Source organism: Pseudomonas salicis (assembly GCF_057128705.1).
This window is the reverse complement of record NZ_JBSKHU010000008.1, coordinates 195,557-217,970: the sequence shown is the minus strand read 5'-3', so window position 1 is coordinate 217,970 and position 22,414 is coordinate 195,557. Positions and strand designations below refer to the sequence as shown.

At 61.7% G+C, this 22,414-nt stretch carries 17 protein-coding genes; 12 read left to right on the top strand and 5 right to left on the bottom strand.

Annotated elements, in window-relative coordinates; genetic code table 11:
• The first annotated feature begins 20 nt into the window (after positions 1-20).
• The 4 genes from ACWKWE_RS26700 (at position 21) to leuD (ending at position 5,376) form a co-directional block, all read left to right on the top strand.
• A complete protein-coding gene (locus tag ACWKWE_RS26700) occupies positions 21-1,037 on the top strand; it encodes a transporter (protein ID WP_166598488.1) in 1,017 nt (338 codons plus the stop codon).
• Positions 1,038-1,353: 316 nt separating this feature from the next.
• Positions 1,354-2,967, top strand: a complete 1,614-nt coding sequence (locus tag ACWKWE_RS26695) for an inorganic phosphate transporter (RefSeq protein WP_483852178.1) — start codon at positions 1,354-1,356, stop codon at positions 2,965-2,967.
• 377 nt (positions 2,968-3,344) lie between these two features.
• Positions 3,345-4,766: a 3-isopropylmalate dehydratase large subunit gene (leuC, locus tag ACWKWE_RS26690; protein ID WP_483852177.1), complete on the top strand. Its 1,422-nt coding sequence runs from the start codon at positions 3,345-3,347 to the stop codon at positions 4,764-4,766.
• A gap of 1 nt (position 4,767) precedes the next feature.
• A complete protein-coding gene (gene leuD, locus ACWKWE_RS26685; protein WP_483852176.1) occupies positions 4,768-5,376 on the top strand; it encodes a 3-isopropylmalate dehydratase small subunit in 609 nt (202 codons plus the stop codon).
• A gap of 416 nt (positions 5,377-5,792) precedes the next feature.
• Here leuD and ACWKWE_RS26680 read toward each other — a convergent pair whose 3' ends face one another.
• Complete coding sequence (locus tag ACWKWE_RS26680; protein ID WP_483852175.1) at positions 5,793-6,707, bottom strand: LysR substrate-binding domain-containing protein; 915 nt, start codon at positions 6,705-6,707, stop codon at positions 5,793-5,795.
• A gap of 329 nt (positions 6,708-7,036) precedes the next feature.
• Between ACWKWE_RS26680 and ssuD the strand changes: the two genes are divergently transcribed.
• From ssuD to soxR, 3 genes are all read left to right on the top strand, one after another.
• The gene (gene ssuD, locus ACWKWE_RS26675; protein ID WP_166598483.1) at positions 7,037-8,173 is read left to right on the top strand and encodes an FMNH2-dependent alkanesulfonate monooxygenase; all 1,137 of its coding nucleotides are present in this window, start codon (positions 7,037-7,039) and stop codon (positions 8,171-8,173) included.
• Between the two features lie 203 nt (positions 8,174-8,376).
• Positions 8,377-9,480, top strand: coding sequence for a sigma-54 interaction domain-containing protein (locus tag ACWKWE_RS26670; protein WP_401151604.1), 1,104 nt, complete (start codon positions 8,377-8,379; stop codon positions 9,478-9,480).
• A 548-nt stretch (positions 9,481-10,028) separates the two neighbouring features.
• Entirely contained in the window at positions 10,029-10,490 is a 462-nt protein-coding gene (gene soxR, locus ACWKWE_RS26665) for a redox-sensitive transcriptional activator SoxR (protein ID WP_341958868.1), read from the top strand.
• On the opposite strand, the gene ACWKWE_RS26660 is transcribed toward soxR, so the two are convergent.
• The 4 genes from ACWKWE_RS26660 to rlmM form a co-directional block, all read right to left on the bottom strand.
• Entirely contained in the window at positions 10,481-10,969 is a 489-nt protein-coding gene (locus ACWKWE_RS26660; RefSeq protein ID WP_341958869.1) for a hypothetical protein, read from the bottom strand. The genes soxR and ACWKWE_RS26660 overlap by 10 nt on opposite strands.
• A 193-nt stretch (positions 10,970-11,162) precedes the next feature.
• A complete protein-coding gene (locus ACWKWE_RS26655; RefSeq protein ID WP_483852174.1) occupies positions 11,163-12,584 on the bottom strand; it encodes an FAD/NAD(P)-binding protein in 1,422 nt (473 codons plus the stop codon).
• Positions 12,585-12,931: 347 nt separating this feature from the next.
• Positions 12,932-13,495 carry a helix-turn-helix domain-containing protein gene (locus tag ACWKWE_RS26650; protein ID WP_483852173.1) on the bottom strand — a complete coding sequence of 188 codons (564 nt, stop codon included), beginning with the start codon at positions 13,493-13,495 and terminating at the stop codon, positions 12,932-12,934.
• A gap of 282 nt (positions 13,496-13,777) precedes the next feature.
• Complete coding sequence (gene rlmM / locus ACWKWE_RS26645) at positions 13,778-14,845, bottom strand: 23S rRNA (cytidine(2498)-2'-O)-methyltransferase RlmM (protein ID WP_483852172.1); 1,068 nt, start codon at positions 14,843-14,845, stop codon at positions 13,778-13,780.
• A gap of 237 nt (positions 14,846-15,082) precedes the next feature.
• Here rlmM and acnA point away from each other — a divergent pair, with 237 nt between their 5' ends.
• The 5 genes from acnA (at position 15,083) to ACWKWE_RS26620 (ending at position 22,395) form a co-directional block, all read left to right on the top strand.
• Positions 15,083-17,824, top strand: coding sequence for an aconitate hydratase AcnA (gene acnA / locus ACWKWE_RS26640; protein WP_483852171.1), 2,742 nt, complete (start codon positions 15,083-15,085; stop codon positions 17,822-17,824).
• 389 nt (positions 17,825-18,213) lie between these two features.
• On the top strand, positions 18,214-19,005 hold the full coding sequence (locus ACWKWE_RS26635) for a lysostaphin resistance A-like protein (protein ID WP_483852170.1): 792 nt from the start codon (positions 18,214-18,216) through the stop codon (positions 19,003-19,005).
• 104 nt (positions 19,006-19,109) lie between these two features.
• Positions 19,110-20,675 (top strand): methyl-accepting chemotaxis protein, encoded by a 1,566-nt coding sequence (locus tag ACWKWE_RS26630; RefSeq protein WP_483852169.1) that lies wholly within the window; start codon positions 19,110-19,112, stop codon positions 20,673-20,675.
• Positions 20,676-20,950: 275 nt separating this feature from the next.
• A complete protein-coding gene (locus tag ACWKWE_RS26625; RefSeq protein ID WP_483852168.1) occupies positions 20,951-21,619 on the top strand; it encodes a hypothetical protein in 669 nt (222 codons plus the stop codon).
• A gap of 107 nt (positions 21,620-21,726) precedes the next feature.
• On the top strand, positions 21,727-22,395 hold the full coding sequence (locus tag ACWKWE_RS26620; RefSeq protein WP_483852167.1) for a hypothetical protein: 669 nt from the start codon (positions 21,727-21,729) through the stop codon (positions 22,393-22,395).
• Positions 22,396-22,414 lie beyond the last annotated feature (19 nt).

Below are 22,414 nucleotides of genomic sequence, written 5' to 3'. Positions count from 1 at the left end.
CCTCTCGCCTGCGAGCCTTCATGAATCAAACCATTGCCCGTCATCAGGACTCCGACATTTTCGGTCTGCTGTATGGATTCCGCTTTCGTCCCGATGAGTCCGCCCGAGAAATTGACGCGGCAACGGCGCTGGAGTCCCTGCGCAACCCGACCGACGAAAACGAATTCATCTGGCTGCACTTGAACCTGGCCCACGCCAGTTGCGAACGCTGGCTGAAAACCAACCTGGAGCTGCCGGACGAATTCCTCGAAGCGCTGCACGAAGGCTCACGCTCGACGCGCATCGAGCATGTGGACTCGGCCCTGCTGGCGGTGGTCAACGACGTGGTCTTCGACTTCAACCGCGTCTCCACCGACATCGCCACGCTGTGGGTCTGTGTGCGCAGCAACCTGATGATCTCGGCGCGGCATCAGCCGTTGCGTTCGGTGGACAAGCTGCGCTCGTCGGTCAAACACGGCGAAACGTTTCGCTCCCCGCTCGAATTGCTCGCCCACCTGCTGCGCGATCAAAGCGACGTGCTGGCGCAGTTCATGCGCAAGACCAGCATCAGTGTCGACAAGATCGAAGACCAGTTGCTGTCGCAGCGGCTGAGCAATAACCGCAGCGAACTGGGCGCGATGCGGCGGGTGCTGGTACGCCTGCAGCGGCTGCTGGCGTTGGAGCCGGGCTCGCTGATGCGCCTGCTGCACCGCCCGCCGCAATGGCTGCTGGAAGAGGACTTGCAGGAATTGAGGCAGTCCACCGAAGAGTCGGCGCTGGTGATCAGTGACCTCACCGCGCTGGGCGAGCGGATCAAGCTGCTGCAGGAAGAAATCGCCGCCAACCTCAATGAACAGAGCAGCCGCACGCTGTTCACCCTGACCGTCGTGACCGTGCTGGCGCTGCCGATCAACATCGTCGCGGGTTTTTTCGGCATGAACGTCGGCGGCATTCCCCTGGCCACCGATCCTCATGGGTTCTGGATTCTGGTGTTGCTGGTGGCGACGTTTACCTTCGTGGCGGGACGCTGGGCGTTTCGTAAGAGCCGGGATTATTGAGCCTAGCTTTTGATTCTGCCCGGAGGGCGTAGGAGTCCAGCTTGCTGACGATCTGCCGCGAAGCGGCAGTAAAATCACGCGCCAAGTAGTGTCAGGCAAATTGAATCGTCAGGGTTTGCTGCCGCTTCGCGGCAGATCGCGAGCAAGCTGCGCTCCTACGCCCTCCGGGCAGAATCAACAGCGGCGTTTATTCGATTTTTCGAACACCATCCATCCCTTAGCGCAACAAATCCCGCGCTTTCCTGACCCGCGTCGTATCTCTGTCACATTTTGTAATGATCATGGGCAACATCCCATCTCAACAGGATTGTGAATCATGGCGACCCCCACACTGGCTCAAGGCTCCTTGAAAGGCGCAGGGCTGAGTTCTCAATTCGGGCGCAAGCCCGGTGTTCTGACGATGGTGATCTTCTTCGCCGTACTCGGTCTGGGCCTGCTGTACACGGCCTTCAGCCTGAAGTCGGACATGGACGATCTGGGCACGGTCGTGACGACCTGGACCCCGTTCCTGTTGCTTGGCGTTGCGCTGTTGATCGCTCTGGGTTTCGAATTCGTCAACGGTTTCCACGACACCGCCAACGCGGTGGCCACCGTGATCTACACCCACTCCCTGCCGCCGAACGTGGCGGTGGTCTGGTCGGGGCTGTTCAACTTCCTCGGTGTGCTGTTTTCCAGCGGTGCGGTGGCGTTCGGCATCATCGCCCTGCTGCCAGTGGAGCTGATTCTGCAAGTCGGCTCCTCCGCAGGCTACGCGATGATCTTCGCCCTGCTGATCGCCGCCATCCTGTGGAACCTCGGCACGTGGTGGCTGGGCCTGCCAGCGTCGTCGTCGCACACGCTGATCGGTTCGATCATCGGCGTGGGCGTGGCGAACGCGCTGATGCACGGTCGTGATGGCACCAGCGGTGTGGACTGGTCGCAAGCCACCAAAATCGGCTACTCGCTGCTGCTGTCGCCGCTGGTGGGCTTCACCTGCGCGGCGCTGCTGCTTATGGCCCTGCGCATGTTCGTGAAGAACCGTGCGCTGTACAAGGCACCGGAAGGCAACACCCCGCCACCGATCTGGATTCGCGGCCTGCTGATCCTGACCTGCACCGGCGTGTCCTTCGCCCACGGCTCCAACGACGGTCAGAAAGGCATGGGCCTGATCATGCTGATTCTGGTGGGCACCCTGCCGATGGCCTACGCGCTGAACCGTGCGATGCCTGCCGATCAGTCGCTGCAATTCGCGGCGGTAGCGCAAGTCACCCAACAGGCATTGAGCAAGGCGGCGCCAGCACCGGCCCCTGCGGATTCGCGCCAGACGCTGTCCACCTACATCCGCGACAAGCAGCCGACACCTGAACTGGTGCCAGCCCTGGCCGTGATGGCAGGCAAGATCGGTGATCAGGTCGCCAGCTATGGCTCGCTCTCCAAAGTGCCGGCCGAAGCCACCGCCAACGTGCGTAACGACATGTACCTGACCTCAGAAGCCATTCGCTTGATGGACAAGGGCAAGGTCGGCAATTTCGACGCCGACACTCAGGGCAAGGTGAACCTGTTCAAGCAGCAGATCGACACCGCCACCCGCTTCATCCCGCTGTGGGTCAAGATCGCCGTCGCCATCGCGCTGGGCCTGGGCACCATGGTCGGCTGGAAGCGCATCGTCGTGACCGTCGGCGAAAAAATCGGCAAGACTCACATGACCTACGCCCAAGGCGCTTCAGCGGAAGTCGTGGCCATGGTCACCATCGGTGCGGCGGACATGTACGGCCTGCCCGTCTCGACCACCCACGTGCTGTCGTCCGGCGTGGCGGGCAGCATGGTCGCCAACGGTTCAGGCCTGCAAATGCGCACCCTGCGCAACCTCGCCATGGCCTGGGTCCTGACCCTGCCAGCGGCGATCCTGCTGTCGGGCGGCCTGTACTGGTTCTTCACCCAGATTTTCTGATTTGCAGAGCTTCACGTGCTCTCCTTCACAGGCGCTTCGGCGCCTGTTTTTTTGCGCGCTGAAAGCAACATCCACAACGTCTCGGTGCACCTCGAACCCTGTGGAAGACGCCGGAGGCCACGACGGCAGCGAATGCAGCGGGTCCGTGAAAGATGTATTGCCTGACACACCGCATTCGCCAGCGTCGTAACCTCCGCGAGCTCCCACAGCTGCTGCATTGATCCTGCGATCCGCGGCAGGCTCGAATACAAAACGACTCCATCAAACACGATCCATGTCCCATGCCCACACCCTTCGGCCATTGATGCCCCTCCTCGCCTGCCTAAGATGTTGACTACAGCCTCTCTGGCCGTGATCTCTTCCAAGCGAGCCTCTCCATGACTCAAACAAGAACGCTGTACGACAAACACATCGACTCGCACACCGTGTGCAACCTCGACGATCAGGGCCATGTCCTGCTCTACATCGACCGTCAGGTGATCAACGAATACACCAGCCCGCAGGCGTTCAGCGGCCTGCGCGAAGCCGGGCGCGATGTCTGGCGCCCCGAGACCGCACTGGCCGTGGTCGATCATGTCAACCCCACCGCCCCACAGCGTGTCGCCGCCATGGCCGATCCGGGTGGCGCGTTGCAAGTCTCTTATCTCGCTGACAACTGCGAAAAATTCGGCATCGAGCTGTTCGACGTCCTCGACAAGCGCCAGGGCATCGAACACGTCATCGCCCCCGAACAAGGCTTCATCCTGCCGGGCATGGTCATCGCCGCGGGCGACAGCCACACCACCACCTACGGCGCCTTGGGCGCGTTCGGCTTCGGCATCGGCACCTCGGAAATCGAACACCTGCTGGCCTCGCAGACGCTGGTCTACAAACGCCTGAAAACCATGCGCGTGACGGTTGACGGCGATCTGTCCAGCGGGCTGACCTCCAAAGACGTGATCATGGCCCTGATCGGCAAGATCGGCGCGTCGGGCGCCACCGGCTACGCCATCGAATTCACCGGTTCGACCATCGCGGCCCTCAGCGTCGAAGCGCGCATGACCATCTGCAACATGGCCGTCGAAGCCGGTGCACGGGGTGCGTTCATGGCCCCGGACGAGAAAGTCTTTGCCTACCTCAAGGACAAACCCCGCGCTCCAAAAGGCGATCTGTGGGATCAGGCCGTCGCCAAATGGAAAGGCTTGCACAGCGACCCGGGCGCCGTATTCGACCGCGAAGTCCAACTCGACGCCCGCGACCTGCAGCCCATGGTCACCTGGGGCACCAGCCCGGATCAGGCAGCGGCTATCAACGGCAGCGTTCCCGACCCAGAGGCCATCGCCGACCCGATCCTGCGCCAGGACATGCGCCGCGCCCTCACCTACATGGGCCTGGAAGCGGGCATGCCGCTGAGCGATATCGTCATCAGCCACGCCTTTATCGGCTCCTGCACCAATGCGCGCATCGAAGACCTGCGTGACGCTGCCAAGGTTGTGCGCGGCAAACACGTGGCCGAGCATGTGCGGGCGATGATCGTCCCTGGCTCCACCGCCGTGCGCGATCAGGCCGAAGCCGAGGGGCTGGCGTCGATCTTCCGCGATGCAGGCTTTGAGTGGCGCCAGTCAGGCTGTTCGATGTGCCTGGCGATGAACGACGACGTGCTCGCCCCCGGCGACCGCTGCGCGTCCAGCACCAACCGCAATTTCGAAGGCCGTCAGGGCGCCGGTGCCCGCACTCACCTGATGAGCCCGGCCATGGTGGCCGCCGCTGCCATCACCGGCCACCTGACCGACGTTCGCAGCCTGCAAGGGAGTTTCTGAGATGCAGCCTTTCACCCAAGTCACCGGCAAGGCCGCGCCGATGCTGGCCGCCAACACGGACACTGACGTGATCATGCCCAAGCAATTCCTCAAGGGCATCGACCGCGCCGGGCTGGATCGCGGCCTGTTCTTCGACCTGCGCTTTCTTCCCTCGGGCGAGCCGAACCCTGAATTCATCCTCAATCAGCCGGGCTGGCAAAACGCGAAATTCCTCGTCACCGGGCCGAACTTCGGCTGTGGTTCGAGCCGTGAACACGCGGTCTGGGGCCTCAAGCAAATGGGCATTCAGGCGCTGATTGGCAGCAGCTTCGCCGGGATTTTCTACGACAACTGCCAGCGCAACGGCGTGCTGACCATCGTGCTGGACGAGGCGCAGGTTCAGGCCTTGGGCAAGGTGATCAGCCAGCCCGACAGCGCGCAGATCGAAGTGGACCTGCCCGCACAGGAAATTCGCCTGCAAGACGGACGCGTCATACCGTTCAACATCGACGAACTGCGCAAAAACGCCCTGCTGCTGGGGCTGGATGCCATTGGCAGCACGCTGCAAAAGCGCGAACAGATTCTCGCGTTTCAGCAAAAGCATCTGGCAGAGAACCCGTGGCTAACCTGAAACATTACTGACGAAACCCATCCCGACTGCAGGAGCGAATTCATTCGCCAGACGCCGGTACATCCGATAGAGAGGTGCCAGACACACCGGCCCCTTCGCGAATAAATTCGCTCCCACAGAAGCCCAGGGGCGGCGCGAAGTCTGAGGCGTGACGCGAATTTCAACTGTGGGAGCGAATTCATTCGCGAGGCGTCGGTACATCCGATAGAAAGTGCCAGACACACCGGCCTCTTCGCGCATAAATTCGCTCCCACAGAAGCCCAGCGGCGCCGCGAAGTCTGAGGCGTGACGCGAATTTCAACTGTGGGAGCGAATTCATTCGCGAGACGTCGGTACATTCAATAGAGAAGTGCCAGACACACCGACCCCTTCGCGAATAAATTCGCTCCCCCAGAGATAGGGACGAGAGTTGCGACTTACAAAGACAACCCCTGAAAATGCGCCTGCAGAAACTCCACGCACACCCGCAATTTCCCTGAATTGGCCAGCCGCGTCGGGTACACCGCCCAGACGTTGGCGCTTTCGGTGTATTCCGGGAGCACCTGCACCAGCCGCCCCTGCTCCAGAAAGGGTTTGACGTCCCACAGCGAACGCTGCAACACCCCGCGCCCGTCCAGCGCCCATTGCAGGACGATCTCGCCGCTGTTGGACGACAGCGGCCCGCTGACCCGCACGCTCTCCCGCACGCCGTCACGCTCGACATGCCAGATGCCGAACGCGTTGTCGCGCTCCTTGATCACCAGGCAGTCGTGCTGTTCCAGGTCCACCAATTGCTGCGGCGTGCCCCGACGCGCCAGGTAATCCGGCGCCGCGCACAGTACCCGTCGGTTACTCACCAATTGGCGACCGATGTGCTGACCGGGAATGTCATCGCCCACGCGGATCTCCAGATCGAAGCCCTCGCTGACGATATCCACCACCCGGTCGAACAGGTCCAGCCGCACCTCCAGATCGGGGTACGCCTCGGCCAGTTTCGAGATCGCCGGAGCGACGTGATTGCGACCGAAACCGAACGAACTGCACAAATGCAGCTTGCCCCGTGGCGCCGAATGGGCGTCGGACAATTCGTCGTGCAGCAACTGAAAATCTTCGAGAATCCGCACCGCCCAGCGCTGCACGCGCTCGCCGTCTTCAGTCAGCGCGACCTTGCGGCTGGTGCGGTGCAACAGGCGCGTGGCCAGGGTCGATTCGAGGATATGGATGCGCTTGCTGACGTACGCAGGCGACAGCCCGAGTTCATCGGCGGCGGCCGCGAAGCCCGCCTTGCGGATCACGGTGAGAAACACCCGAAGGTCTTCGGGCAACGGCGCCACTTCTTTTTTTGAGGTCATGCGGCTTCTTTTTTCTGGTCAATCGATTTTCACGGTATGGGTGCTATCTGAGCCTCACATACATCCTGTAGGAGTGAGCTTGCTCGCGATGGCGTCGTGTCAATCACGAACTGGCCGGCCCCCATCGCGAGTAAGCTCACTCCTACAGCGGCCTGTGCAGGGCGAGAGAATAACATCCCGCGCCGCTCATACGTTTAAAAACGTAAAACCGGGCATATCTCCGAACGTTCTAAAAATATGGAATTCAGTTCTTTTACGGAATAAATCACAACCTCTATAACTAGCGCACTTATTCCAAAAGCCACCGATTCCCGCTCGAAGGATTTCTCATGGATGTTTTCTGGTTTCTACCGACACACGGCGACGGCCATTTTCTGGGCACCACCAAGGGCGCGCGCCCGGTCACGCTCAATTACCTGAAGCAAGTGGCCCAGGCCGCTGACGATCTGGGCTACCACGGTGTGTTGATCCCGACCGGTCGTTCCTGCGAAGACTCCTGGGTGATCGCTTCGGCGCTGGTGCCGCTGACCGAACGCCTGCGTTATCTGGTGGCCATTCGTCCGGGCATCATCTCCCCGACCGTCTCCGCGCGCATGGCCGCGACTCTGGACCGTTTGTCCGGTGGGCGCCTGCTGATCAACGTCGTGACCGGTGGCGACCCTGACGAAAACCGTGGCGACGGCAGTTTCCTCGATCACAGCGAACGTTACGAAGTCACCGACGAATTCCTGAAAATCTGGCGTCGCGTGCTGCAGGGCGAAGCCGTCGATTTCGAAGGCAAACACCTCAAGGTGCAGAACGCCAAGGCGCTGTACCCGCCGATCCAGAAACCCTACCCGCCGCTGTATTTTGGCGGTTCTTCGGAAGCCGCCCACGAGCTGGCCGCCGAGCAGGTGGACGTTTACCTGACGTGGGGCGAGCCGCCCGCCGCCGTCGCCGGAAAACTGGCTGACATACGCGAACGCGCCGCCCGCAATGGCCGCACCGTGAAGTTCGGCATCCGTCTGCACGTGATCGTGCGCGAGACCAGCGAAGAGGCGTGGAAAGCCGCCAACACCCTGATCGAGCACATCAGCGACGAAACCATCGCCGCTGCGCAAAAATCCTTCTCGCGCTTCGATTCCGAAGGCCAGCGCCGCATGGCCGCGCTGCACGACGGACGACGCGACAACCTGGAAATTGCCCCGAACCTGTGGGCCGGTGTCGGTCTGGTGCGTGGCGGTGCAGGCACAGCGCTGGTGGGCAACCCCGAAGAAGTCGCGGCACGGATCAAGGAATACGCGGACCTGGGGATCGAGAGCTTCATCTTCTCCGGCTACCCGCACCTGGAAGAAGCCTACCGCTTCGCCGAGCTGGTGTTCCCGTTGCTGCCTGAACCGTACCGCAGCTTGGCGGGGCGTGGCATCACCAACCTGACCGGCCCGTTCGGCGAGATGATCGCCAACGATTTGCCACCGCAGAAGTAACCCGTTCACCGCATGACCTGTGGGAGACGTCGGAGGTTACGACGGCAGCGACTGCGTCGGGTCAGGGTTGGATGTATCGCCTGACACACCGCTTTCGCGGCTGTCGTAACCTCCGCACGCTCCCACAAGGTATCCGGCGGCATTCGTACACGGAGTTCCCCCACATGACCGCCAGCGTTCCGTTTCAACCACAAGTGATCCCCATGCAGCTACTGACCTTACCGCCCTCCCCAGCCCTGGCGACCTCCATCCGCGCCACCGCGCAGGTGTTCGAAGACCCGAAATCCCAGGCCCTGCTGGCCCACGTGCAACAGGTCGCGCCCAGTGATGCCAGCGTGCTGATCATCGGCGAAACCGGCACCGGCAAGGAGTTGGTCGCCCGTCACATCCACAACCTGAGCGACCGCCGCCATCAGCCGTTCGTGGCCGTGAACTGCGGGGCATTCTCCGAATCGCTGGTCGAGGCCGAGCTGTTTGGCCACGAAAAAGGCGCGTTCACCGGCGCGCTGACCGCCAAGGCCGGCTGGTTCGAAGAGGCCAACGGCGGCACGCTGTTCCTCGACGAAATCGGCGACCTGCCGATGGCCATTCAGGTGAAGCTGCTGCGCGTGTTGCAGGAGCGTGAAGTGGTGCGGCTGGGTTCACGCAAAAGCACGCCGATCAACGTCCGCGTGCTGGCCGCGACCAACGTGCAGCTGGAGCGTGCGATCAACGCCGGGCACTTCCGCGAAGACCTGTTCTACCGCCTCAACGTGGTCAACCTGGAGCTGAGCACCCTGCGTGAGCGCCCTGGCGACATCATGCCGCTGACCCGTCATTTCATTGAGGTTTACAGCCAGCGCCTGGGTTGCGGCCCGATCCAGATCAGCAGCGACGCCGAACACAAGCTGCGGACCTACAGCTGGCCGGGCAACATCCGCGAGCTGGAAAACGTCATTCATCACACCCTGCTGATTTGCCGCAACGGCGTGGTCCAGGCCAGCGACCTGCGCCTGTCGAACCTGCGTCTGGAGCGTCAGGACGACGCATCACCTGCTATCGACGACTCCACCGACGCGCTGTTGGCCCGGGCGTTTCAAAAGTTGTTCGAAGAGCAGGCAGGCGCGCTGCACGAGAAAGTCGAAGATGCGCTGTTGCGCGCGGCTTATCGCTTCAGCCACTACAACCAGGTGCACACCGCGCAACTGTTGGGCTTGAGCCGCAACGTCATCCGGGCGCGGCTGATCAAAATCGGCGAGTTGGCCGTGAACAAGCGTCGACCGGGCGAGCAGGTGCAAGGCGACCGGATGGTGCAGTTGTCGGTTTGAGACCTTCAGCGCGAGCCTGTGATTTCTCCCACCATTTCGTAGGCGTTGAACGCCATCGCCGTCGTCCGGTGCCTGCGAATCAATCCCCACAAATCCCCTTCCCCCTGCTCGGCATTGCGGAACGCCTGTTCACAGGCGGATTTGGACTGCCACAGCACATGGCTGAGGACTCGCCCCTGGTCTTCGCTGACGTGGACACTGCGCGGATAAAACCGGGGTACGTACGGGTGAAGCGCTCGAAGCGCTCATTCAGGTCCGCCACCAGACCGGCCTGGTATCGGGGATCTACCGTGAACTCGACGAACTGACTGAACGGAAGGTTTGAGTCTTGTGACGTCATGAACGCTCTCCACAGATGAACGGATGTCGCAGAACAAAATGCAGCATTGAGGTTTCGCGTGAACTACGTTTCTTGCGTCGTATTGTCAGGGGCGACGGTGTGGCCAGGCGCTGCCAGTTGTTAATACAGGCTGCGGAGGGTAAAACCTCCACTTAACTAGAGGTCAAGCATCTTTTGCCTGTTGATCAACGGGCTATTGAAGGAATCCATGCGCCCTACCGTGTCTCAGCATCTGCCCCGAGAACTGACCGTCGGCCAACTGTCGGCCCGCAGCGGTGTCGCCGTCACCGCCCTGCGCTTCTACGAAACCAAAGGGCTGATCTGCAGCCAGCGCAATGCGGGCAATCAGCGCCGCTACTCACGGGACGTGCTGCGCCGGGTGGCGCTGATCAAGACGGCGCAGCGGCTGGGCATTCCGCTGGCGACCATTCAGGCCGCCTTCGACACCCTGCCACAGGATCGTCCGCCCAACCTTGATGACTGGAACCGGCTGTCGGAATGCTGGAAAGCCGACCTCGACGAACGCATCCATCGCCTCACGGCCCTGCGCGACCAGCTCAACGGCTGCATCGGTTGCGGCTGCCTGTCGATGGAGGCCTGCCCGTTGCGCAACCGGGGCGATACCTTGGGTGAAGATGGCGCCGGTCCTCGACTTCTGGATCAGGACTGAACGTGCTGGGGCCCCACCAGCGTGGCGGCCAGCACTCGGTCGTCGACCGAGAGGTGCATTTGCTGCATCGACTGGTTCAGCTCGTTCGTGGCCTGGATCAACGAGTTGGACATGGCCATGATCTCCATCTGCAACTGACGAATCTTGCCTTCGCGTGCTTTTGGCGACAGCGAGTGATCACTCATGAAGGCCTGCATGTCCTTCATCTTTTGCGCGATGCGCGCCTGTATCGAACGGATCATCTTGAGCTGATCCTTGATCCGGTCCGGCAGGTTCGAGGCGTCGATGTCGGCGTCCTTGTCACCTGTTTTCGCCGCCTTCTGCGCTTCGGGCGACAACAGCACCTCGACGCTTTTGCGCATTTGCTCAGCCGCGCTGGGTATGTCAGTTGAATCCTCAGTGGTTTGCTGACTTTTAGCGGTCGCCTGCTGCACAAGCAACGCCGCGTCCGCCGGGTTGCGGAAACTCAAGCTCATCATGAAAAAAACGCCTCCATAGCCCTGGCTGCCCTGCGACCACGTGGAAAACCCACACGGTTTCACCAGTTCCATCCCACGCTGTCGGCTCTTTCGGATAGCCCTTTAGGATGAGGGGCCGAAAGTGTGTCGGGGTCGACACAATCTTGGCGTTGATACGCTGTCAGGCGTTGATTCTGGCCGCAGGCGCCTCGCGTCAGCGTTCAGACATCTCGGCCAACCTCACCGCCAGCGCCTTCGCCTGCAACGCCACATCGGTCACCGCCGTGCTTTCCCACCACATCCCGCGCAGCGGCGGGCCCATGGCGAACAGTCGAGACGACACGCGCCCTTCGGCGTCCAGCACCGCGCCGCCCGGATCGGAGGCGATGCCCAGCGCCAGCGGTCCCGGCTGAATCAACCCCCGCGTTAGCAATTGCCGAGGCAGGGCTCGGTCCACGCGGCGCCAGTCGTATTGAATACCCGTCGAATTAATCAACGCCGCCCCCCGCACCTCGGTCGGATGATCCTCGCCGCGATAGCGCACGCTGATGCGCACCTGCCCCGACTCGCGATCCTGCACGTCTTGCAACGACGCCGCATGAATGTTCAGACGGCCCTCCTGCACCAGCCGCTCCAACAAAGCCGCGCTGGGCGGTGGCGAGCGGTGGTGATGGCTTTCCCACCAAGGGCGGACGTGGCGTACGAACTGTCGCCGCTGCACATCAGTCGCCTGACTCCACAGCCGTGGGATGTGAACCCGAACGGTATCCAGCGGGGCCTGCCAGTCGATCCTTTGGGCGCTGGCCTGCTCGCACTGTTCACGCAACGCGCGCACCAGTTGCCGGGGGCTGCGAAGGCTGTGGTCGGCGCCGAGAAAATCCGGCCAGGCAGGCGGCTGACGGCGCACGTGCGGCAGCAAACCATGCCGGGAAAACACGTCAATGGGGCCGCGATGCCCGGCCTGTTCCAGCGACACCACCGCATCGACCATGGTCAGGCCCGAGCCGATGATCAGCACCCGGCCTTGAGGGTCAAGCTGACGCATCGCGGCAACGTCCCATGGGTCCACGGCCGCAGCATTCAGGGCGTTGGAGTCGGTTTGCGGGGTGCGCGCGGCGGCGAACATCCCCGTCGCCAGAACGGCGAAGCGGCCACTCAACTCGGTGCCGTCAGCCAACGTGAGACGAGTGCCAGATGCCACGGATTGCACATCCACGACCTCACCCCGCACATGCTCGACGCTCGAACCGTACTGCGCGCCAACCGTCTGAGCCTCGGCCAGTCGCTGTTGCACGTACAGTCCAAAAATACCGCGAGGCGGAAACAGCTCGGCGAGCGGCACGTGCTGCTGATCAGACTCTGGCCAGCTGCCCGACGCAATGAACTCGCCCAGCCAACGGGTCAGGTCATCCGCGTCGTCGGGGTCGACGCTCATGCGCGCAGCGTTGCCGTTGAGGGTGTGGCCCAATTCGGTAGCGCTATAGGCTTCGCCCCGGCCCAGTTCGCTGCGGGATTCGACGATCACGATCCGCCGCTGTCCCGGCAGGCGCAGCAGCTGCACGGCCAGCATCGTGCCGCTAAGGCCGCCGCCGATGATCAGGATGTCGGCGTCAGGTCGATTGTGTTGTGAGGTCATTGTTTTTGCCTTGTCTTCGCCACAGTGGCGCGCCTGCCCGATTATGGCGAGCCTGCGGAGGGATTCAAACAGGACGATGGTCGGCCCGTTTCGGTACGAAGGATGCAAGGCACAGCGCGTGCCGGGATATCGGGAATTTGCTGATGGGAAAGCGGGCAACGTGTTGAAGGGCTGTTGGCTGACCAACATCGAGGGTGTGACCCCAACCCTCGGCAACACCGCGGTTCAAAACTGTGGGAGCGAATTCATTCGCGATGCTCTGTCAGACAATGCATCTCTATCGTCAGTCCCCTTTTTCGCGAATGAATTCGCTCCCACAGGTGACGCGCGGTCATTCCTCCAAACGCTTACGACACCACATTGCGCACAAAGCGCAGCGCCACGCGCCCATCATTGCGGTAGGCATGGGGCCGGTCGCTGGCGAACATGAAAAATTCCCCCGCCGCGATCTGTCGGGTGTCGTCCGGAAATGCAACGGTCAGGCAACCTTCGATCACATAGACCTGCTCGCTCCAGCCCTTGGGGTCAGCCTCGGAGGCGTACGCCTCGCCGGGCGCCAGCGAGAACTCCCACAGCTCCACGCCATGCCGCGCCGACGCCTTGGCCAGCAACACAGCCTTGCTCTCTGGCAGCGCGCCTGCCCACGCCACCTCATTGATGCGGCTCGGGTCGCGCTCGTCAGGCGCCTGGATCAGATCACTGAACGCCACGTCCAGCGCCTCCGCAACGCGGTCCAGCGTGGCCAGACTGACGTTCTTCTCCCCTGCCTCGATCGCCACGAGCATGCGCCGACTGACCCCGGATTTTTCCGCCAACGTGGTCTGGCTCAACGCTGCCTCATGCCGCAAACGTCGAACATTGAGGCTGACGTGCTGCAGCACCGACGCGCGTTGCGAATGTTCCTTGTGCACTGGATCGCTCCCCCCACTGCGTTTGGTGGGCAATATACTGCTCATCGCCATATGCCACAAACCTGCGTAGAGCCTGACGCATTGAGGCGGCTGGTCTTGCTGCCGCTACGCGTCAGATCGTAGGCAAGCCAACTCCTACGCCCTCCGGGCAGAATCAAAAGCCCAGATCGCGCAAGGACTCGCTTCTGCCGAAGGCGTAGGAGTTGGCTTGCCTACGATCCGTCGCGTAGCGGCGGCAAAATCAGGTGCCACGGTCCGTCAGGATAACCGCCAGCCCGACACTCACCCTTTGCGCTTCATATCCAACCGCCGCAAATGACAGGTCACTTCCTCGCGGTCGTGGTACAGCTGCTTGCAGCCGATCGACACCTTGACGCCCCGCGCCTTGAAGCCTTCCTCGATGCGTTCCAGCAGGCGCTTGACCTCGGCATAGCGCTGCTTCATCGGCAGCTTGAGGTTCACCACGGCCTCACGGCACAACCCCTCACCGAGCCAGGTCTCCAGCAATGCGGCATTTCGTGCAGGCTTCTCGACGATGTCGCACACCATCCAGTCGACGGTCTGACGCGGTTTGTAGGTAAAGCCGTCGGCCATCAAGTGCTGCACCAGCCCGGTGTCCATCAGGCTTTCGGCCATCGGGCCATTGTCGATGGCGGTCACCAACATGCCGCGCTTCACCAGTTGATAGGTCCAGCCTCCCGGCGCCGCGCCGAGGTCCACGCCGGTCATGTCGCCTGATAGACGCTCGTCCCACTGATCGCGCGGGATGAAGTGATGCCACGCCTCTTCCAGCTTCAGCGTCGAACGGCTCGGCGCTTCGCGGGGGAACTTCAAGCGCGGAATGCCCATGGGCCACATCGCCGAATTGTCGGCATCGGCCAGGCCCAGAAACACCTCGCGACCGCTTTTGAAGGTCAGCAGCAAACGCGGCAGCCTGGCGCTGTCCACCAGCTTTCCCGCCTTCTCAAGCGCCTTGCGCAGCGGGCCTTCGAACTTGCGGCAGAACGTCGAGAGTTCCTTGCCGTCGTTGGTGTCGACCACTTCCAGCCACAGGCTGCCGCAGGTCGCGAAATCCGCCATGTGCTGCAGGATGACGCTGATGCGGTCGGTTTCCGGCAGCTCGACGAACACGCCGCGCGCCCACTGGCGAGGGAAGATCAGGTCGGTGAAACGCACGCCACCCATCAGGCGCTTGGCGCCATCCGCTTCGGTGCAGACGAACTCGGCGCAGGCCGCATTGGGCTTGGCCTTGGCATAACCGGACACGCCGAGGTGCGCGGCGTGTTCACTGATTTCCGAGCAGACCTCGCCTTCGAAACCGGGACGGCAATGCATGAAAAGGGTGTTCACGGAATTCTCCATGACGCGCCGGGCAGAAATCCTGCGCGTCCTATACTTGAGGCGATTTCACCTCAGTGACTCGAAAGCCGCGCATGATAGCGGAATCAGGAACCACTGGCCCACGCCAAAGGTCCAGTAGTACTCAATGACCGTTTAAAGCCGCCATGCAGAGGGCTCAAACCCATCGTCTTACCGTTTTGTGTGATACGCCCGTCCGCGCCGTGCGGACCCGTCAAGGAGTTAGTCATGCCCTCCCTCGATAGCCTGAAAAGCCTCAAGACACTCGACGTCGGCAACAAGACCTACCATTACTTCAGCCTGCCCGACGCCGCCAGGACACTCGGCGACCTCGACCGACTGCCTATGTCGCTCAAGGTGTTGCTGGAAAACCTGCTGCGCTGGGAAGACAACAAGACCGTCACCGGCGACGACCTGAAATCCCTTGCCGCCTGGCTGACCGAGCGCAAATCCGACCGCGAGATTCAATACCGCCCTGCCCGCGTGCTGATGCAGGACTTCACCGGCGTGCCCGCGGTGGTCGACCTGGCTGCGATGCGCGCCGCCGTGGCCAAGGCGGGCGGCGATCCTCAGCGCATCAACCCGCTCTCCCCCGTGGACCTGGTGATCGACCACTCGGTGATGGTGGACAAGTTCGGCGATCAACAAGCGTTCAGCGAAAACGTCGACATCGAAATGGAGCGCAACGGCGAGCGCTACGCCTTCCTGCGCTGGGGCCAGAGCGCGTTCGACAACTTCAGCGTCGTACCGCCTGGCACCGGGATCTGTCACCAGGTCAACCTTGAATACCTGGGCCGCACCGTCTGGACCAAGGAAGAGGACGGCAGGACTTACGCCTTCCCGGATACGCTGGTCGGTACCGATTCCCACACCACCATGATCAACGGCCTCGGCGTGTTGGGCTGGGGCGTCGGCGGGATCGAAGCCGAGGCCGCGATGCTGGGCCAGCCGGTGTCAATGCTGATCCCGGAAGTGATCGGCTTCAAGCTCACCGGCAAGCTGAAAGAAGGCATCACCGCCACCGACCTGGTGCTGACCGTGACGCAGATGCTGCGCAAGAAAGGCGTGGTCGGGAAATTCGTCGAGTTCTACGGCGACGGCCTGGCTGACCTGCCCCTCGCCGACCGTGCCACCATCGCCAACATGGCCCCGGAATACGGCGCGACCTGCGGGTTCTTCCCGGTGGACGACGTGACGCTGGACTACCTGCGCCTGTCGGGCCGTCCGGATGAAACGGTGGCGTTGGTCGAGGCGTACGCCAAAGCCCAGGGTTTGTGGCGCCTGCCCGGCAAAGAGCCGGTGTTCACCGATGCACTGGAGCTGGACATGGGTTCGGTCGTTGCCAGCCTGGCCGGGCCGAAACGCCCGCAGGATCGCGTCGCACTGCCGGACGTTTCCCAGGCATTCGACGACTTTCTCGGCCTGGCGCTCAAACCCAGCAAACACGATGAAAGCCGTCTGGAAAGCGAAGGCGGCGGTGGCGTGGCCGTGGGCAACGCCGAGCAGGTGGGCGAAGCCGAATATGAATACGAAGGCAATCGCTATCGCTTGAAAAACGGCGCGGTGGTCATCGCGGCCATCACCTCGTGCACCAACACCTCGAACCCGAGCGTGATGATGGCGGCGGGCCTTCTGGCGAAAAAAGCCGTGGAAAAAGGCCTGCAACGCAAGCCGTGGGTGAAAACCTCGCTGGCCCCCGGCTCCAAGGTCGTGACCGACTACTACAAGGCGGCGGGCCTGACCGAGTACCTCGACAAGCTCGGCTTCGACCTCGTGGGCTACGGCTGCACCACCTGTATCGGTAACTCGGGGCCGTTGCGCGACCCGATTGAAAAGGCCATTCAACAATCGGACCTGACCGTGGCGTCGGTGCTGTCGGGTAACCGCAATTTCGAAGGCCGCGTGCACCCCTTGGTGAAGACCAACTGGCTGGCCTCCCCGCCCCTCGTCGTCGCTTATGCGCTGGCCGGTAGCGTGCGCGTGGACCTGAGCAGCGAACCGCTGGGTGAAGGCAGCGACGGCCAGCCCGTGTACCTGCGCGACATCTGGCCGACGCAAAAAGAAATTGCCGACGCCGTACTGAACGTCAGCACCGGCATGTTCCACAAGGAATACGCCGAGGTCTTCGCCGGTGACGCGCAGTGGCAAGCCATCGAAGTGCCACAGGCCGCGACTTACGTGTGGCAAGACGATTCGACCTACATCCAGCATCCGCCGTTTTTCGACGACGTGGCGGGTCCATTGCCGGTGATCGCTGATGTGGAGAAAGCCCGCGTGCTGGCGATTCTGGGTGACTCGGTAACCACCGACCACATTTCGCCTGCCGGTAACATCAAGGCGGACAGCCCGGCCGGTCGCTACCTGCGCAGCAAAGGCGTGGAGCCAAAAGACTTCAACTCCTATGGCTCCCGTCGCGGCAACCACGAAGTGATGATGCGCGGCACGTTCGCCAACATTCGCATCCGCAACGAAATGCTGGGCAACGAAGAAGGCGGCTACACCCTGCACGTGCCGACCGACGAGAAACTGCCGATCTACGACGCCGCCATGCGTTATCAAAAGGAAGGCACGCCGCTCGTGGTCATCGCCGGTCAGGAATACGGCACCGGTTCCAGCCGTGACTGGGCCGCCAAAGGCACCAACCTGCTGGGCGTGAAAGCGGTCATTGCCGAGAGCTTCGAACGTATCCACCGCTCGAATCTCGTGGGCATGGGCGTCTTGCCGCTGCAATTCAAGAACGGTCAGAGCCGCAAGACCCTGGAATTGACCGGCAAGGAAATCCTCAACATCACCGGCCTGACCGACGCGACGCTGCAACCGGGCATGAGCCTGACCCTGCAGATCACCCGAGAAAACGGCCAGCAAGAAAACGTCGACGTGCTGTGTCGGATCGATACCCTGAACGAAGTCGAATACTTCAAAGCCGGGGGGATTCTGCATTACGTACTGCGGCAGTTGATTGCGTCGTAACGCCCTACCGTAAGGCGCTTGCCCGTTATCGCGGGCGAGCGCCCTGCTCAGTGTTCTCAGATACACCGCGGGCACCGATTTTGCTGTCGGTGCCCGACAGATCGCAGGCAAGGTGGAGCGCCACCCCGGCACTCCTACGACCTTCGGCCAGAATCAAAAGCTTGATCCGCCCCGCTCACCTGCTTCTGCCGAAGGCGTAGGAGCTGGCTTGCCTGCGATCTGTCGCGCAGCGGCAGCAAGGCCTGAAAACTCGATTGACCTGACACCCCACACAGCCCGCCCCCACCACACCCCGCTCCACCGACAATACTTTCAGCCCTTTCCCACAAGCACCCACGTTTAAACAACGCTAAAATCGCCGTCCTTATCCCACGTTCAAGGACGACCCCATGCCAGTGCTGCGCTGGAGCGCGCTCACGCTGCTGACCCTCGGTTATTGCATCGCCTGGGTGTATGGCCAGCTGAGCCTGCCGGTGGTCGTCACGTTCGGGCTGTTGATCATGGCGGGGATCTGCGTCGTCCATTTCCGACACTGGGCCGTTCGCGGATTCGGTCATGCCCTGTTCATCGCCCTCGCGGCGGGTCTGGCCTGCCATTGGCTGCCGGGCTTCTTCAGCGCCCGGGTCATCGCCGCAGCGCGTTTCACTCCCGAAGCCGCGCCCTTTTCGATGTACCTCAACCTCGACAAGCCCCTGATCGGCTTCTGGATCATCCTCGCCTGCCCCTGGGTGTTCGCCGGGTTCAATCTGCGCCGATCACTGATCACCACTGGCCTGACCCTGCCGGTCACAGTCATCGCTTGCCTCGCTACGGCGGTGGCGCTGGGACTCGTGGGCTGGACGCCGAAATGGCCCGAGCAAGGGGGTATCTGGGTGCTGAACGATCTGCTGCTGGTCACGATGACCGAAGAGCTGATCTTTCGCGGCTATCTGCAGGGCGGCCTCAGCCGTTTGCTCGCGCGAATGCCAAACGCCCCCACGCTGGCACTGCTCATCAGCTCGTTGCTGTTCGGTGTGATGCACCTCGGCGGCGGTTGGCAATGGATGATCCTCACCAGCATGGCCGGACTCGGGTATGGCATCGCATACCGATATGGCGGATTACCGGCGGCGGTCATCACTCATTTTGGGCTCAACCTTGCGCACTTCAGCCTGTTCACCTATCCGATGTTCGACCGATGAGCGTTGACCTGCGGCAAACCGTCCCATGACGCAGTTCACAAAATGCTTAATTTCCTGACAACAGGGCCGATAACACCTCAAAGCCTTCCCGGATAGAACAGCTTATGCGCAATAACCAGCCCATCACCCAACGCGAACGGACCTTCCCGGCACAGCAGCGGTTGATTTCGACCACGGATGCTCGCGGCGTGATCACCTACTGCAACGACGCCTTCGTCGAGATCAGCGGCTTCACCCGCGACGAATTGCTCAAGGCGCCGCACAACACCGTGCGCCATCCTGACGTTCCGTCCGCCGTGTTCGAACACATGTGGAGCACCCTCAAACAGGGTCTGCCATGGATGGGCATCGTCAAGAATCGCTGCAAGAACGGCGACCATTACTGGGTCAACGCGTACGTCACGCCCATCTTCGACGGCAAACAGGTGGTGGGCTTCGAGTCGGTGCGCGTCAAACCCACCGCCGAACAGATCCGCCGTGCCGAATCGCTGTATCAACGCCTGAACAACGGCAAGTCAGCCGTCCCGAGCCGCGACACCTGGCTGCCGGTGCTGCAGGACTGGCTTCCGTTCATTCTGGTCAGCCAACTGAGCTTCCTGATCGGCGTCTGGCTTAACTCCTATTGGGGCTTCGCGCTCGCGGCGGGACTGTCCGTGCCGTTGGGGCTGCTGGGCCTGAGCTGGCAGCAACGCGGCATCAAGCGCCTGCTGCGTCTGGCGGATCAGACCACGTCGGACCCGCTGATCGCGCAGATGTACACCGACAGCCGTGGCGCCCAGGCCCGTCTGGAAATGTCCATCCTGAGCCAGGAAGCCCGCCTCAAAACCTGCCTCACGCGTTTGCAGGACACTGCCGAACACCTGAATTCCCAGGCGCGCCAGTCCGACAGCCTGGCCCAGGCCAGTTCCAACGGACTGGAACGTCAGCGCGTGGAAACCGAACAGGTCGCGACCGCGATCAACCAGATGGCGTCCACCACCCAGGAAGTCGCCAGCCACGTTCAACGCACCGCCGACGCCACCCAGCAAGCCAACGAACTGACCCGTCGCGGCCGCACCATCGCCAGTGAAACCCGCGAGGCCATTCAACGCCTCTCGACCTCGGTCGGCGAAACCGGCCTCACCGTCACGCAACTGGCCAAGGACAGCGACGAAATCGGTGGCGTGGTCGACGTCATCAAAGGCATCGCCGACCAGACCAACCTGCTGGCCCTGAACGCTGCCATCGAAGCCGCCCGCGCCGGCGAAATGGGCCGTGGCTTTGCAGTCGTGGCGGACGAGGTTCGCCAACTGGCGCAACGCACCACCGAATCCACGGGCCAGATCCATTCCCTGATCGCCAAACTGCAAGCCACGGCCAACAACGCTGTGCAAACCATGGCCACCGGCCGCCGCCAGGCGGAAGAAGGCGTCGAACAAGTCATGGAAGCCGACAAGGCGCTGGTGGGGATCAGCGACGCCGTGGCCAACATCACTGACATGACCACGCAAATCGCCGCCGCCACCGAAGAACAAAGCTCGGTCGCCGAAGAGGTCAGCCGCAACATCAGCACCATCGCTCAACTGGCCGACCAGACCTCCGACGAAGCCCGCCGCTCCGCCGACCTCAGCGCCGAATTGACCAACACTGCGCTTAGCCAGTATTCGCTGGTAGAACGTTTTAACCGCTAATCAATAGTCAGCAAAACTCCAGCCCCGGCAGCGACCCTGCCGGGGCTTTTTATTGCGTGGTGAAAAAGTAGGAAGTTTCCGAAGTTGCAAGTTCAGTGCTGTTTTTGCGGAATTGGAGCGAAATGTAGGGTTGACAGAAAGTCGGGATCGCTATTAGTTGAAATTCAGATCGCGATATATATGTACCACCTCTGGAGTGAATTCGCTGATCTAACCCAATTAATAAAAGAGCACCCACTGGCGAAAAATCTGATGAGTGCTCGATGGAGAATGTTATGAATGACATGAATGTCAAAGCGCCGATTCCACTTCCACCTGCAATCGTGCCTGTTGCGTATGAAGATGGGTTGTTGAAAGTGGCGGACTTGAATGCCCCTATTGCCGTTAAAGTTGGGGTGTGGCCTGCGGCCGAAACCGGATATACGGTGCGGTTACATCTGAATGGCAAACCCGTGACGGACGAACGCGTCATTTCCGACGACGACAAGCCTGGCGATATTCTCACACTGCATGTAGCCGAGAACCTTCTACAGAATGACGGCGCCTACAACCTTCTGTACCGAATCTACAGCCCCTTTTCAGATCTGGAAGACTTCTCACCCTCCGTTACGCTGAAGGTCGACCGCACCCCACCAGGCGGCCCACTCCTCGGCCCCGTGTTCTTCGCAGAAGGTGAATTCAACGGCAACACCCTCGCCCTCGTCCCCGGCTACGCCGGCATCGAAGCAGGCGACCTGATTCGCACCCTGTGCAACGGCGTTGCCGGCCCAACCCATACCGTGCAGGCAGACGAACTCACCCTGCGCCCCATCGAAATCGTTTTCGAAAAAGCCTTCCTGCAAAGCCTCGCCGCGCAGTACGTGGACATCGACTACACAGTGACCGACCGGGCGGGCAATGAGTCGATCCGATCCTTGCCCAAGACGCTCACGCTGATCTCGTAACACTGACCGGCGAACCCACCTGCCGGACAAACACAACACGATCACCTGATCAATCAGGCACCCGTTCCGCCAGAGAACGCGGACGACTGTGCCTTATGGAGAATGATATGAACGACATGAATGTCAGAGAACCGATCCCCCTGACGCCTGCGGTGGTGCCCGCAGCTTATGAGGATGGGTTGTTGAAAACCGCGGATTTGAATGCGCCCATTGCAGTGCAGGTAATGGTCTGGATCGGGGCCATGACCGGCTATACCGTGCGACTGGATCTGGATGGCGTGCCTGTAACCGAGGAACGCGTCATCACCGACGCTGATAAACAGGGCGATATTCTTACACTCGACCTGCCCGAAACGTACTTGAGAGATGAAGGCCTCCATACCCTTGAGTACCGAATTTGTAACCCCCTTACCGGGGATGAAGTGTTTTCACCCTCAATCCCCCTGATCGTCGACCGAACCCCTCCCGGCGCTGCGCTCCTTGCTGCGATGATGTTTCCTCGTGCCAGCTTTGGCGCGCGTGCGACCGCGCGGGTCCCTGCCTATTTCGGCATGGCAGCTGGGGACACGATCCAAACCCTCTGCAACGGCGTGCCCGGCCCAGTCCACACCGTGGTCGCGGAGGAACTCTCGCTGGCTCCCATCCAGATCGCCTTCGAAGAGCACTTCCTGCTGAGTCTCGCGGCACCCGAGGTCGTCGTCGATTACTCAGTCACGGACCGCGCAGGCAATGAGTCGATCCGGGCAGTGCCGGTAACGCTGTCACTGGTGCCGTAACCACCACCACGCACATCAC

Excerpts from the sequence above, each read along its gene's own strand:
- ACWKWE_RS26700 (WP_166598488.1), top strand. The coding sequence starts at position 21 with ATGAATCAAACCATTGCCCGTCATCAGGACTCCGACATTTTCGGTCTG.
- ACWKWE_RS26695 (WP_483852178.1), top strand. The coding sequence starts at position 1,354 with ATGGCGACCCCCACACTGGCTCAAGGCTCCTTGAAAGGCGCAGGGCTG.
- leuC (WP_483852177.1), top strand. The coding sequence starts at position 3,345 with ATGACTCAAACAAGAACGCTGTACGACAAACACATCGACTCGCACACC.
- leuD (WP_483852176.1), top strand. The coding sequence starts at position 4,768 with ATGCAGCCTTTCACCCAAGTCACCGGCAAGGCCGCGCCGATGCTGGCC.
- ACWKWE_RS26680 (WP_483852175.1), bottom strand. The coding sequence starts at position 6,707 with ATGACCTCAAAAAAAGAAGTGGCGCCGTTGCCCGAAGACCTTCGGGTG.
- ssuD (WP_166598483.1), top strand. The coding sequence starts at position 7,037 with ATGGATGTTTTCTGGTTTCTACCGACACACGGCGACGGCCATTTTCTG.
- ACWKWE_RS26670 (WP_401151604.1), top strand. The coding sequence starts at position 8,377 with ATGCAGCTACTGACCTTACCGCCCTCCCCAGCCCTGGCGACCTCCATC.
- soxR (WP_341958868.1), top strand. The coding sequence starts at position 10,029 with ATGCGCCCTACCGTGTCTCAGCATCTGCCCCGAGAACTGACCGTCGGC.
- ACWKWE_RS26660 (WP_341958869.1), bottom strand. The coding sequence starts at position 10,969 with ATGATGAGCTTGAGTTTCCGCAACCCGGCGGACGCGGCGTTGCTTGTG.
- ACWKWE_RS26655 (WP_483852174.1), bottom strand. The coding sequence starts at position 12,584 with ATGACCTCACAACACAATCGACCTGACGCCGACATCCTGATCATCGGC.
- acnA (WP_483852171.1), top strand. The coding sequence starts at position 15,083 with ATGCCCTCCCTCGATAGCCTGAAAAGCCTCAAGACACTCGACGTCGGC.
- ACWKWE_RS26635 (WP_483852170.1), top strand. The coding sequence starts at position 18,214 with ATGCCAGTGCTGCGCTGGAGCGCGCTCACGCTGCTGACCCTCGGTTAT.
- ACWKWE_RS26630 (WP_483852169.1), top strand. The coding sequence starts at position 19,110 with ATGCGCAATAACCAGCCCATCACCCAACGCGAACGGACCTTCCCGGCA.
- ACWKWE_RS26625 (WP_483852168.1), top strand. The coding sequence starts at position 20,951 with ATGAATGACATGAATGTCAAAGCGCCGATTCCACTTCCACCTGCAATC.
- ACWKWE_RS26620 (WP_483852167.1), top strand. The coding sequence starts at position 21,727 with ATGAACGACATGAATGTCAGAGAACCGATCCCCCTGACGCCTGCGGTG.